Origin of the sequence: Klebsiella sp. CN_Kp073 (assembly GCF_040065495.2) — a bacterium.
Taxonomy (GTDB): domain Bacteria; phylum Pseudomonadota; class Gammaproteobacteria; order Enterobacterales; family Enterobacteriaceae; genus Klebsiella; species Klebsiella aerogenes.
On sequence record NZ_CM198051.1, the window covers coordinates 1,868,153 to 1,880,440 of the forward strand.

The window sequence follows — 12,288 nt, forward strand, 5'->3', positions numbered from 1 at the left end:
GGGGCGCCGACCGGCCCCCCGAAATAGTGCTTACAGCGCCTGCTGCCACACGCTTTGCGGCAGCAGATAAACATCCGCTTCTGCTTGCATGCCGTCGGTGACGATATGACGAATGCCGCTGGCCATCACCGCAAGGGTGACATCAAACGCATTCAGGCTATCGCCAAAACCGGCGGTAAGGTTGAGCATTGAGCCATCGGCCATCAGATAGATTGTTTTCTCCGGCAGCCGATAAGCGTTGATATAGGGCATAACCTCTTCATGCGGGAACTGGCGCAGGTGTTCGCAGTCAATCTCTTCCGCCACGTGGCCGACGTTGAGAATAAACACGCCATCTTTAGCGCTGTCCAGCGCCAGGCTGTTGACCACTTTCTTGCCGCCGGTGGCGGTGGCTACGACGTCGGCTGATGCGATTGCATCCTGTAAATCCACGACATGCCAGCCGTCATAAGCGGCCTGTAAACGGCGCGCCGGATCGATTTCCGCCACCATGACCTGGCCGCCGAAGGCTTTTGCCGCCGCCGCGACGCCTTGCCCGACCAGGCCGTAGCCGATCACCAGCACTTTTTTCTCATGTAGGGTAAGGTGAGTGGTCTGGAAGAAGGTGTGCCAGGCCGTCAGGCCAACCATATGGCGGTTATGTAGCCCTTCTTTGACCGGCAGATCATCCCAGTTAAAAATTGGATAGCCGGGGCGGATATCACCGAGACGATTGACGCCGGAGCCGGTGGCTTCAAGGCCGGCGACGACATTGCCGAACTCGCCGCGCTGGTGGAGCAGGGTGGTGATATCTGCGCCCATCTCACAAAGGTGAGTTGGCCCCCAGGCGATGGCTTTTTCCCATGATTGCTGCCAGTCGGCATCGCTCATATTGCGCCAGGCGCAAGCTTCCGCGCCACGTTCTACTAGCCAGGCGATGACCTCATCCTGCACGGTGGTTGGGTTACAGGTGGTCAAAAAGACTTTCGCCCCTTTCTCCAGGAGCCCCTGCACCAGCGGGATCATTTTCATATCCAGATGCATACAGCAGGCCAGGCGTACATGGCTGAGGTCGGGAAGGGCCGCCACCTGGCGCAGGGTACGCGGCATATTCTGGCTGGCCCATGCCACTTCTTTCGTTAAATTTGTCTTATTATTCACCGTATTGTGACCTTTAATCCGTAGAGTGGGTTTAACCCCGGAGGGGAAGATGATTCTAACGCAGCATGTAAAAATCACATAACCCGCACTGCCCGATAAAGTTGCAAATAATAGGCATCATAAATACATGGTTGTTAATGAAGAGTTAAATAAAGACAATGAAATATAATTTCTTCCTATGATGTGAGCGATTCGTTCGATGTTACGCGTTTTACAGCGCCCGCTATTTTCCCGCGCGCGTATTTTCCTCGGCCGTTTAAAACCCCACGCTTTACCCGTTGCGAAAAAGCATATTTTATTGGGCTCAATCGGCGCCGGAACGAGTCTTGCCGTCACCAGCATGTTCAGCCACTGGCTGCTTGGCGAGGTGAATCTGTGGTTTATTGCGCCGATGGGCGCCTCGGCGGTATTGCTATTTGGCGCGCCCAGCAGCCCGCTTGCTCAGCCCTGGTCTATCGTTGGCGGCAACGTGCTTTCAGCGCTGATCGGCGTCACGGTGGGGCTGTTAGTGCCGGATACGGCGATCGCCTGCGGCCTGGCGGCGGCGCTGGCGATCGCCGGGATGTACTTTTTGCGTTGCCTGCATCCACCTGGCGGCGCGGTGGCGCTCACGGCTATTCTTGGCGGCGCCGGCGTACACAGTGAAGGCTACCAGTTTGTACTGACGCCGGTGCTCCTGAACTCCATGATGCTGGCGCTGCTGGCGATTGTCTTCAATAACCTGGTCGGTCGCCGCTACCCGCATCCGCTGGCTGCGGAAGAAGTGAAGCCGAATGCGGTACCGATGGGGATTACAGTCACTCGCGCAGATATTCACGCTGCGCTGCTGGAGGGGCAATTCCTAGATATCGATGAGGACGATGTTCAGGAGCTACTGGAGAATATCGAACAGCAGGCGCGGTTGCGTCTTGCCGCCGATCAAAAAGTGCGCCAGTGAGGCTGTTAACCCACTCTTTGCAGCGTCTTAGCGAGCGACAGCCTGAATCGCTCGATGAGGTCGGTTTCACCTGGCAATAATTCGGCGAGGGTAATCGTTTTGTCCGCGCCATAGACCTTGCCGCTACCGAGCTGCGCCTCAATACTGTTGGCCGCCTGATGCGCTGCCTGCAGGTCGGTATCCAGTAATATCACCGCATGGGCCAGAACGATGTGCCCCTGGCTTTCGGCTACGGGCCGCCAGTACTGAGCGGTACCGGCAATCTTGCGCGCGTTCTCTCCCTCGCCGCAGGCAAGGTTATAGCGCCCGTCGCAGAAGGAACCGCTGACGGCCTGAAATTGGCTTTCGACGCCAAAGGTCGCCAGCGTGCGTTGCAATATTCCACACAACAACAGATAAATAGGTTCGGCGGCTTCGCCTAACGGCTGGGTTACCGGCCAGGCAAGACTCAGGTTGAGGATCCCCGGCCCCTGCGGCACCAGCCCGCCGCCGGAGCGACGGATCCATACCGGCCAGCCGCGGGCGGCAAAGGCTTCGCTGACCGCGGGCAGATTGGCGAATTTACGGTAACTGCCGGGTACCACGAACCCCTGCGGCGCCTGCCAGAGCTGAGCGACGGCTTCACCGCGGCGTGCGCGCTCGAACAAAGGCTGTTCGGCGAGCGTTGGATCATTGCAGCGGACAATGGGCAATTCGTCGGCGTTGAACCCGTCAGGCCAGCAGTCCGTATTCTGTGGTGTTATCACGAAGCCCCCTTTTTATACGGGATGGCGATTTTTCATCAACATCGCCGTGACGGCAGAGATCAGGCAGCCGACCGTCAGATAAATCGCCACGCTGTGCCACGAGCCGCCAGAGAAAGTGACCAGCGCGGCGGCGATAAAGGGCGTGAAACCGCCGCCGACCACGCTGGCCACCTGGTATCCGACGCCTGCGCCGCTATAGCGATAGCTGGCGCCAAACATTTCGGTAAACATCGGTTGCTGCACGCAGACCACCATATCATGGGCGATGTTGGCCAGCATCAGGGCAAAAAACAGGATCCAGAACAGCGAGTGCTGCTCCAGCGCCATAAAGAAGGGGAAGCCGCTTAATGTCCCGATCAGCGCCCCGGTAATATAGATCCGACGGCGGCCAAACCTATCCGCCAGCCACGCAAAGCAGGGAATGGTAAAACAGCTAATACCGCCCACCAGCAACCCGATATTGAGGAACAGTTCACGCGGCAGGCCGAGGTTTTGCGTCGAGTAGTTGAGGGCGAATGCGGTCACGATATACATCGTTAACAGTTCACACAGGCGCAGGGCGATGATTAATAAGAAGGCACCCGGATGGCGTACCAACGCTTCCAGTACCGGCAGGCGTTTTTTCTCCACGGCGGGCGTTTTCTGCAACTGCTGTTCAAACTCCGCCGACTCGGCCATGCCGTTGCGGATCCACAGTGCCGCCAGTACCAGCACTACGCTAAACAGGAACGGCAGGCGCCAGCCCCAGCTCAGGAACTGCTCATCGGTGGTGAAACTGCTGACAAGCGATACCAGCCCAGTAGAGAGCAGCAGACCGACGCCGTAACCCACCTGCACGCCGCTGCTATAGAACGCTTTTTTGTTTTTCGGCGCGCTTTCAACCGACAGCAACGCCGCGCCGCCCCATTCGCCCCCGACGGCGAAGCCCTGCACCGCGCGCAAAATCACCAGCAAAACCGGCGCCCACCAGCCAATCTGGTTAAAGGAAGGCAGTAGGCCGATACAAGCGGTGGCGATCCCCATCATCCACACGGTCATCATTAGCATGCGCTTACGGCCTAAACGGTCGCCAAAATGGCCGAAGATAATGCCGCCGAGCGGGCGGAAGAGGAAGCCGACGCCGAAAGTCGCGAAGGCTGCCAGCGTGCCCATCGCCGGGCCAATTTGTGGGAAAAATTCGCGGTTGAACACCAGTGCGGCGGTGATGCCGTACAACAGAAAATCGTACCAGTCGACGACGGCGCCGGCAAAGCTGCCCCATGCCGCGCGACGAGCGCGATTAAGAGAACCAACCCCCTTGCCGGAGTCGGGTGAAATAAGCGTTGAGTCCATGTCTGTCCTGTTTGTTGCTAATTTGTTATTATTTGAATGAGACGTTTTCTTATCTTCGCGCCGTTAGGGAGATTACCGCGCACAAGCGCAACTGAAAAGTTTTTTACCTGCAGGAAAGACAATAAAGTAAAAAATGTCTAAATCGAACATTTAATTTCCACCGCTGGCGCGGGTTAACTGTTGACCATGACTGCTATTTTATTTTTGTCGCCCCACTGGGACAGCTTTTAAGAATTCACGTAAATGGTTTACAATTACTATCTCCAACGCTGGATATGGTGGGTGATATGCGTCTAATTTTTGCAGTTTTATTTTATGTTTTAGTTTTACCTAATGCTTTCGCAGAAAAACTGCCTGCGCCAACGGGCAAACCCGTTTTAACCATTTCAGGAAAGATTACCAATACAAACGAAGGCGATACCGCCGTATTTGATGTTGCCGCGTTAGAAAAATTGGGCAATGAGACAGTGATCACAACCACACCCTGGTATTCAGGAAAAGTGCGCTTTGACGGTATTTCACTTAGCAAACTTATGGACTTAGTGGGTGCGCAAGGTAAGACGGCGAAAGTGATGGCTCTGAATGATTATACAACCGAGGTGCCGGTGGAGGATTTTCATAAATTCCCGGTGATCCTCGCGCTGAAGATGAATGGCGAATATATGCGCATTCGTGACAAAGGGCCGCTTTTTATTGTTTATCCCTACGATAGTAGCGCGGAGTTACAGAACCAAATCTATTATTCCCGCTCGGCATGGCAGGTTTCAAAGATTATAATTGAGTAAGGCTCTGATCTTGAATCGAATACTCACTGCCATTATTTTGTCGCTTTTTATTGTCACCGGATACATTACCTATCTGGTGCATGAGCGGCAGAGTGAGCTGCAAAAATTAACACGTTACACCGACTCGTGGTCCGTATCCCAGATGGTCTCTGAATATATGCGTCTTGAGGCTCGTTTAAGCGCCCTGGCGCTGAACGTGAAGGGGACCGACCGCGATGAGGTACGCCTGCGCCTGGAAATAATGATGAGCCAGATCGAGCTGCTACAGCAGGGCGATCTTGGCCAGTTCATCAGAAAAAGCGAGCAGCGGCAGGCCACGGTTACCAGTCTGATTCAGATCCTCGATCAACTCGATCGGCAACTGGACACCATGACGCCTGAGCAGATGGTGACTCTGTTGCATACCATGAGTAAGTTGGATGGCCCGATGACCTCACTGGCCTCCATGACCCTGGCGCAGGACTTTGATGTCGTTAATCTTACGCACGATAAGATTCAGCATCTTTATTACATCTATTCGGTGATTTCAATCTTGCTGATTACGATGTGTATTTCTCTGGGTTTATTGATGCTTCGGCAAAATAATAACTTGCGTCGAGCGCATGTGCGCATGAAGTTGTTAGCTAACGATTTGCAGCTGTCGAAAGAGAAACTGCAGGTACAAAACCGCCGTTTGCAATATGACGCTTATCACGATTCGTTAACAGGCATGCCTAACCGCCTCTCTTTCTGGCAGAGGCTGCAGGAAGTGGTTAATCACGTAAAACCTTATAATGGTTGCGCTGTGGTTATGTTGTTCGACCTGGATAATTTTAAAGATGTTAACGATACCCTGGGACATGATGCGGGTGACAAACTGCTGCAGGAGCTCGCCAGCCGCCTGTCGTTCTTCCGTAAAACATCAGAGACGCTGTACCGGCTTGGCGGCGACGAATTTGCCCTGGTATCGCAGGATCTGAGCGAAGAAATGGCGCTGGAGCGGGCGGATGTGATCCGCGAGAAAATCAGCCAGCCCTACTATATCTACGATTCATTGATTAACATCGGCGCTTGCATCGGCATCGTTATCTCCGATGGTGAAAGTCGTACCGATTACTTATACAAATGTGCCGATCTGGCGCTGTATGAAGCGAAAAAGTCTGGCGCGGGCCACGTGGAGATTTTCCGTCCTGGCATGTTGCAACGTTTACAGGAAAACAAATCCTTTGAGGACGATCTGCTGCATGCGCTGGAAAATGACCAGTTCAAGGTTTACTACCAGCCAATCGCCGACACGGTGTCGCGTGAAATCTACGGCTACGAGGCGCTGGTACGCTGGTTCCATCCGCTACGCGGTATGGTACCGCCCGTTGAGTTTATTCCGGTGGCGGAGAAAACCGGCCTGATAAACCAACTTGGCGAGTGGGTGCTGAAAACTGCCTGTGAGGAGGCTGCCCGCTGGGAACAGCCGCTGAAGGTTTCGGTTAACGTCTCACCGATTCAACTTATTAATACTTCGCTTACCGAGACGGTGGCAGCGGTGCTAAAGAAGACCGGACTCGACCCGCGACGCCTTGATCTTGAGATTACGGAATCTGATGTGTTTAACGAAAATACACGCTCGCTGGAGATCCTCAGCCAGTTGCGCGAGCAGGGGATTCAGATCTCTATTGACGATTTTGGTACCGGCTATTCGTCATTGTCGCGGCTGAGTTATTTCCCTTTCGATAAGATCAAAATTGATCGCTCGTTTGTGGTCAATATACCTATGCAAAAAGACGACCTTGATATTGTGCGCCTGATCATCAGTATGGGGAAAAGCTTGCATATGCGCATCGTCGCCGAAGGCGTTGAAACCGAGGAACAGTTAACTTCGCTGCAACAATTAGGTTGCGATCTCGTCCAGGGTTATTTAATTGGGAAGCCGGGGCTGTTAAATAACAACTGAAAAAAGATCATCTTCGGTCTATAAACTGGCGCCTGTGAACTATCGCAGGCGCTTTTTTATATTTTAAATAAAGCTAATACGTAATGGGTATAAATAGGGGTAGAAGCAATAGATTCGAAAAAATAATACCCTTAGCAATTAAAAGGGGTATATGATATGCAATATATCGTTCCATTCGCGGCGTTATTTCACGGCGCGGAAAGAGAGGCAAATCATGCAGCGAATCATTATACCTACCCATTATGTTCAGACCCGTTCCACCCCTATGTGGACCAAAGAGACCGCACCCGCGTCTATCTGGAAACGCCATCTTGATGCCGGCACGCGACAGGGCGTCTATCCGCGTCTGTCGGTGATGCAGGGTGCAATACGCTATTATGGTTATGCCGATGAAACGAGCCCAGACCCTGTTGAAACGATGACTATCGAAGCGGGGCAGTTTGGTGTCTTCCCTGCGGAAAAGTGGCACTGCATTGAGGCATTATCTGACGATACCGTATTTAATGTCGATTTTTACGTTGACCCTAAAATTCTGATTGAGGGATAAGCTATGTCTATGAACAGTGAAAATAAAGGTTATTCATTAGCGATAGTCAATGGCAACAATCACGAAAAATATGAGAAAGTTTATTTAAAGCCGATGGCGCTCTATGTTCCTGATATCGCGGCTCAGGCCGTAGCAGAATTACTCTCTGGGATTTCGAGCGATAATTTACAGGGTAAAGGGGTTAGTCTGACGGTAACGAATAATAATAATGGCGTGTCGGTGGATAAAGACTTTGACTCGCTTGACTCCTTACAGGACCCGCAGATCGCCGCTGACGCGGTGAAAGAGCTCATCAATATTGTGCGCGGCTATGAGTCTGACGAAGAGACTAACGTCTGCGGCTGGTAATACGCCGTCTGGCAGATATCGCCCGATATCTGCCTTTTCACAGGCTTCAACTAAGCGCGATCTGCCGCAGTAGCCAGTTCCGCAACGCGCTGATATCGCCGCGCTGGGCTATCTCTGGTGTCGCCACCAGATAATAGTTCGCACCGGGTAAGGACATCTCAAATGGCGCTACTAGAACCCGGCGTTGCAGCAGATCGCGCGCCAGCAGTTCGCTGGCAATAACCACGCCTTGTCCCGCCACAGCCGCCTGGAGCGCATGCGTCTCGTCGCTGAAGGTTAACCCTGCGCCGGTATTCAGTTGTGATGGCCCGTAGCGGCGCAGCCAGTTCTCCCAGTCTGGCGAATCTGCCGGAACGTGACGATGTTCAACGTGGAACAGGGTAGCGTGACGCAAATCCTCCAGCCGTGTAATACCCAGCGCTGGGCTGGCGACGACGATAAAGCGGTCTTCATGTAGCAAGGTGCAGTGCAGTTCACGCTCCGGTTTTTCACGATAGCGAATCGCGACGTCGACGCTGCGCAAGTTGAGATCCACACGCTCGACGCTGGTATGGAGCCGCAGGTCGATGGCGGGAAATTCCGCTTTAAATGCTGCCAGCCGCGGTACCAGCCAGTGGGTCAAAAAGTTGGAGGTGGTGGTGACGGTGAGCGACGGCGGCTGGTGTGAGCGAACAATTTGCGTAGTCGCTTCTTCCAGCGCGCTAAAGGCGCGTTGCGTGCCTGCGTAGAGGATTTCGCCGCTGTCGGTCAGGCTGACGCCCATGGCATTGCGTTCACAGACCCGGCACTCCAGCACAGATTCCAGAAGTTTTATCTGATGACTCACCGCAGTAGCGCTCACTCCGAGCATATCGGCGGCGCGTTTAAAACTGCGGCAGCGGGCCACGGCATGAAAGGCGCGCAGCGCGCCCAGCGGAGGAAGGCGGGTTTTTCTCATGGCTGAGTTTTTCTCATCTATGGCTGAAATCTATGCGTTTGCTGTACTCATTATACAGGCGTTAGCCTACTGATATGTGAAATAGACGCTGAGTTTAATTCATCAGCGTTAGCCATTATCAGGAGTGAATAATGAGTATCTATTCTAATCAGCACGCCGGTGGGGCAACAATTTGCGTAGTCCCGTTCACGCAAGCTATCGCGCTAAGTGGCGTATTCGCGGCGGGGGCGCTGCTATTGAGCGTTTCCTCCATGATTGGCGCTATCGGTACTCTGGCGTCTCTGCTGACGCTGGTGGGCGCTTTTGCCGTTGGCTATGCAATCGCGCGTTGGCAGCCGTGGCCAGCACGTTTTAGCGTTAGGGTATCGTGCTACGCCTTTGTGCTGTCCGCTATGGGCTGGTTAATGTTACTGGTGCTGTGGAATAGCGGACACGGTTGGCTATCTCAAATGCCGGGGATCGCCTTTGGTGGATTAGGTCTGGGCATCGTCTGGCAAAACAATGCTACAGCAAGATATTCGTCGGGAATGATGGCGAACATCCCGATGATAGCAGGTATCGTTATTATTATCCTGGCGACTCTGCTAACCAATCACTATGCGGATTCGGGAAAGGGAGGTTTTGTCTACGCACTGGCGGTCCTGGTGGATCTGGCCTTGCTGGGAGCGGTGCTGGTGAAAATTAGGCAGCAGGAAATGTCGTAAATCGGCCAGTTATTGACCGTGGCAAATCCTACCTATCATCTACGCAAGCGTAACACCACGACGACTTTGGTTTTGGCGTGGTGCTCTTTATCCTCTGTTTGTCAGTGAATTCATTAAATATAAGTCGTGAACGCTTAGTCATTTTGTGACAGCAGAATTGAGAGAAAAATCGCTGTTTTATGTAACGTGACAACATGTGAAGTGGCTTACATTTTTGACTTTCATCACACTTTATAGTTACGTCATTCTTAGTCGACGCAGTTATTTACTATGGCATCCATTAAAGACGTAGCAATAAAAGCTGGAGTATCCACCGCTACGGTCTCACGCGTGCTGAATAATCATCCCAGCGTGGCTCCAGAAACTCGCAAGGCAGTTCGTGAGGCAATGGATTTCTTATGCTATGTGCCCAGCAAGAGTGCGTTTCAATTGAGTGGGAAATGTTCTGGGCTGATTGCTGTTGTTCTGCCAAACCTTGTCAACCCACATTTTTGTGAACTGCTGGCGACATTTGAAGAAGAGGCAAGATACATCGGTAAAACGGTTATCGTCAAAACTCATCAGAATCAACCGCAGCTAGATAAGCAAATAATATATACGCTTATTAGTATGGGTATTGACAGTTTGCTATGGGTACCAACAGAAGCCGAAAGCGAACTTGCAGAATGGCTCATCGCAACTAATATCCCCGTTGCCGTGGTTACGCTGGTATCGCGATTTTTCAATTCTGTTTCTATCGATCAAAGTAAAGGGGCGGAAGTTATAGCTGAGCATTTTATTCAGACCGGTCATACCACGTTTGGATTTGTAGCGCAGGAAGGCGCAGATAACCGAAAGGTTTTTTCATGGGCAAAACGAATTACCGGCCAGGGATTGTCTATAGATAAAGAAAATCAGTTTTGGATAGCGAAAGGTGAGGGTGAGAAAACGTCAGGGCATATTAGTATACTCGATGATATTATTGTCAGGCTAGCCGCGAGAATAAATCATTGCTCATCTCTCTGGGTTTATAACGATGTGGCTGCTAGTTATATTATTGATGGGTTAAAAGAAAAAGGAATATCTGTGCCTAAAGATATTGCCATCGCTAGTTTTGATAATACTTTACTGGCACAAACTAAAAAAATTACCAGTGTGGCGCAACCGATAAGTGAAATCGCCCATCTGGCATTTCAAATGATTAACAACGAAACGAAGCAAGGCAGTATTGAAATGCACGAAATTGTCTCTCGGTTAATTATTCGGGAGAGTAGTGTGAGTATTAATATTACTTTGTTTTAATCTATATACGCCATTATTAACTTATAAATATAAACTAACATTGGTTTACTAACCTCTGTTGAACACTTATGACTGTATACTTTAGAGGTTTTCTATGTCTGCAAACTCAATCGAAAGGCAAGGTGTTTACGGCAAACTGCATTTAAAAGAAAAAATTGGTTATGGAATGGGAGATGCTGGTTCTTGTATGATTTGGAGTGTACTGGCGTTATATCTAACATGGTTCTACACAGATGTTTATGGCTTAGCTCCCGGTGTTGTCGGTACCTTGTTTCTGGTCATTCGTATTTTTGATGCCTTTAGCGATCCGGTTATGGGGGCGATTTGCGATCGTACTCATAGCCGATGGGGTAAATTCCGACCATGGTTATTATGGATGGCATTGCCATTTGGTTTGGGAGCAGTACTGATGTTCACAACGCCCGATTTAAGTATGAATGGAAAAATTGTTTATGCCTGGGTGACATATCTTGTGATGTCATTGATTTATACTGCTATCAATATTCCATATTGCTCAGTAGCTGGTGTGATCACGCTAAACCAGAAAGAGCGTTTAGGCTGTTTGTCATGGCGATTTTTCCTCAATGGATTGGCGACGCTAATTGTCTCTTCTTCAATTTTACCCTTAACAGACTGGTTAGGTAACGGTAACAGAGCGGCTGGTTTTCAGTTGACTATGGTAATCATGGGAGGCGCTGCGACACTAATGTTCTTCTTTTGTTTTGCCAGTATCAAAGAACGTGTTACTGCAATTAAAGTTAATGACTCTTTAATAAATGATCTAAAAGATATCATCAAAAACGATCAATGGTTATTGATGATATGTATTACTTTCCTTAATGTTTTTCCGGCATTTATTCGTGGTGCAGTGACTATTTATTATGCTACCTATGTTATGCAAGCCTCCGTCAGATTTACTACGTTTTTTTTGGCTCTTGGTGTTGCATGTAACATGTTAGGTAGTGTTATAGCGAAACCACTCACCGATCGTTTTGATAAAATTAAGCTGTTCCGTTCGATTAATATCGTTCTTGGCTTCCTTTCTTTAGCTCTATGGTTTGTCGATCCCAGATCTTTGCTGCCACTACTTACACTCTTTATCATCATTAACATCCTGCATTTAATTCAATCAGGCCCAATATTATGGGCTATGATGTCCGACGTTGATGACTACGGTGACTGGAAATACGGTAAACGCCTTACCGGTATTTCATTTGCCGGTAATTTGTTTATGTTAAAAATGGGCCTGGCAGTTGCTGGTGCGATTGTTGCGTGGATATTATCATTAACGGGTTACATCGCTAATAAACCTCAACAAAACACAGAGACTATCGAAGGTATCATTATTATGTTTTCTTTACTGCCAATGATTACCTATTTTCTTAGTGCATTTGTAGTTAGATACTTTAAATTGAATAACCACTTTCTTGAGCAAATTAAAGTGGAACTCGCTAAGCGTGAACTTAATAACGGTTCTTCACCGCATCATGACATCGGGCGAGATACGACCACAGTGGTTAATCATTAGTTAAAATTCTTCTGAAAGAAATCAGGGGAGGTGTTACTTATTATAATGTTCAGAAGGTCACTAGAACCATAATATC

The 12,288-nt window shown here is 50.2% G+C and carries 12 protein-coding genes; 8 read left to right on the plus strand and 4 right to left on the minus strand.

Annotated features, from left to right (window positions below; all coding sequences use genetic code 11):
- Positions 1-30: 30 nt before the first annotated feature.
- Positions 31-1,140, minus strand: a complete 1,110-nt coding sequence (locus ABLV66_RS08975; RefSeq protein ID WP_348875977.1) for an adenosylhomocysteinase — start codon at positions 1,138-1,140, stop codon at positions 31-33.
- A 199-nt stretch (positions 1,141-1,339) separates the two neighbouring features.
- On the opposite strand from ABLV66_RS08975, the gene ABLV66_RS08980 reads away from it, so the two are divergent.
- Positions 1,340-2,077 (plus strand): HPP family protein, encoded by a 738-nt coding sequence (locus ABLV66_RS08980; protein ID WP_348875975.1) that lies wholly within the window; start codon positions 1,340-1,342, stop codon positions 2,075-2,077.
- Positions 2,078-2,082: 5 nt separating this feature from the next.
- Here ABLV66_RS08980 and ABLV66_RS08985 read toward each other — a convergent pair whose 3' ends face one another.
- Together ABLV66_RS08985 and shiA are read right to left on the minus strand one after the other, a co-directional pair.
- On the minus strand, positions 2,083-2,823 hold the full coding sequence (locus ABLV66_RS08985) for a lipoyl protein ligase domain-containing protein (protein WP_074165846.1): 741 nt from the start codon (positions 2,821-2,823) through the stop codon (positions 2,083-2,085).
- A gap of 12 nt (positions 2,824-2,835) precedes the next feature.
- A complete protein-coding gene (shiA, locus tag ABLV66_RS08990) occupies positions 2,836-4,155 on the minus strand; it encodes a shikimate transporter (RefSeq protein ID WP_348875974.1) in 1,320 nt (439 codons plus the stop codon).
- 287 nt (positions 4,156-4,442) lie between these two features.
- On the opposite strand from shiA, the gene ABLV66_RS08995 reads away from it, so the two are divergent.
- From ABLV66_RS08995 to ABLV66_RS09010, 4 genes are all read left to right on the plus strand, one after another.
- Complete coding sequence (locus ABLV66_RS08995; RefSeq protein WP_045391638.1) at positions 4,443-4,940, plus strand: putative pterin-binding protein; 498 nt, start codon at positions 4,443-4,445, stop codon at positions 4,938-4,940.
- A 10-nt stretch (positions 4,941-4,950) separates the two neighbouring features.
- A complete protein-coding gene (locus ABLV66_RS09000; RefSeq protein WP_045391635.1) occupies positions 4,951-6,867 on the plus strand; it encodes a putative bifunctional diguanylate cyclase/phosphodiesterase in 1,917 nt (638 codons plus the stop codon).
- A gap of 214 nt (positions 6,868-7,081) precedes the next feature.
- The gene (locus ABLV66_RS09005; RefSeq protein WP_045391632.1) at positions 7,082-7,414 is read left to right on the plus strand and encodes a TehB family protein; all 333 of its coding nucleotides are present in this window, start codon (positions 7,082-7,084) and stop codon (positions 7,412-7,414) included.
- 9 nt (positions 7,415-7,423) lie between these two features.
- Complete coding sequence (locus ABLV66_RS09010) at positions 7,424-7,762, plus strand: DUF1869 domain-containing protein (RefSeq protein ID WP_045391899.1); 339 nt, start codon at positions 7,424-7,426, stop codon at positions 7,760-7,762.
- A 46-nt stretch (positions 7,763-7,808) separates the two neighbouring features.
- Here ABLV66_RS09010 and ABLV66_RS09015 read toward each other — a convergent pair whose 3' ends face one another.
- Positions 7,809-8,699, minus strand: a complete 891-nt coding sequence (locus ABLV66_RS09015; RefSeq protein WP_348875973.1) for a LysR substrate-binding domain-containing protein — start codon at positions 8,697-8,699, stop codon at positions 7,809-7,811.
- 131 nt (positions 8,700-8,830) lie between these two features.
- On the opposite strand from ABLV66_RS09015, the gene ABLV66_RS09020 reads away from it, so the two are divergent.
- The 3 genes from ABLV66_RS09020 to ABLV66_RS09030 all read left to right on the plus strand — a co-directional run bounded on the left by ABLV66_RS09020 (position 8,831) and on the right by ABLV66_RS09030 (position 12,212).
- The gene (locus tag ABLV66_RS09020) at positions 8,831-9,403 is read left to right on the plus strand and encodes a hypothetical protein (protein ID WP_348875972.1); all 573 of its coding nucleotides are present in this window, start codon (positions 8,831-8,833) and stop codon (positions 9,401-9,403) included.
- A gap of 270 nt (positions 9,404-9,673) precedes the next feature.
- Complete coding sequence (locus tag ABLV66_RS09025; RefSeq protein WP_045391623.1) at positions 9,674-10,684, plus strand: LacI family DNA-binding transcriptional regulator; 1,011 nt, start codon at positions 9,674-9,676, stop codon at positions 10,682-10,684.
- A 94-nt stretch (positions 10,685-10,778) separates the two neighbouring features.
- Positions 10,779-12,212, plus strand: coding sequence for a glycoside-pentoside-hexuronide (GPH):cation symporter (locus ABLV66_RS09030; RefSeq protein WP_348875971.1), 1,434 nt, complete (start codon positions 10,779-10,781; stop codon positions 12,210-12,212).
- The last annotated feature ends 76 nt before the right edge of the window (positions 12,213-12,288 follow it).

What these genes read in the sequence shown, in the direction of transcription:
- ABLV66_RS08980 (WP_348875975.1), top strand. Translation starts at nt 1,340, where the DNA reads ATGTTACGCGTTTTACAGCGCCCGCTATTTTCCCGCGCGCGTATTTTC.
- shiA (WP_348875974.1), bottom strand. Translation starts at nt 4,155, where the DNA reads ATGGACTCAACGCTTATTTCACCCGACTCCGGCAAGGGGGTTGGTTCT.
- ABLV66_RS08995 (WP_045391638.1), top strand. Translation starts at nt 4,443, where the DNA reads ATGCGTCTAATTTTTGCAGTTTTATTTTATGTTTTAGTTTTACCTAAT.
- ABLV66_RS09005 (WP_045391632.1), top strand. Translation starts at nt 7,082, where the DNA reads ATGCAGCGAATCATTATACCTACCCATTATGTTCAGACCCGTTCCACC.
- ABLV66_RS09010 (WP_045391899.1), top strand. Translation starts at nt 7,424, where the DNA reads ATGAACAGTGAAAATAAAGGTTATTCATTAGCGATAGTCAATGGCAAC.
- ABLV66_RS09015 (WP_348875973.1), bottom strand. Translation starts at nt 8,699, where the DNA reads ATGAGAAAAACCCGCCTTCCTCCGCTGGGCGCGCTGCGCGCCTTTCAT.
- ABLV66_RS09020 (WP_348875972.1), top strand. Translation starts at nt 8,831, where the DNA reads ATGAGTATCTATTCTAATCAGCACGCCGGTGGGGCAACAATTTGCGTA.
- ABLV66_RS09025 (WP_045391623.1), top strand. Translation starts at nt 9,674, where the DNA reads ATGGCATCCATTAAAGACGTAGCAATAAAAGCTGGAGTATCCACCGCT.
- ABLV66_RS09030 (WP_348875971.1), top strand. Translation starts at nt 10,779, where the DNA reads ATGTCTGCAAACTCAATCGAAAGGCAAGGTGTTTACGGCAAACTGCAT.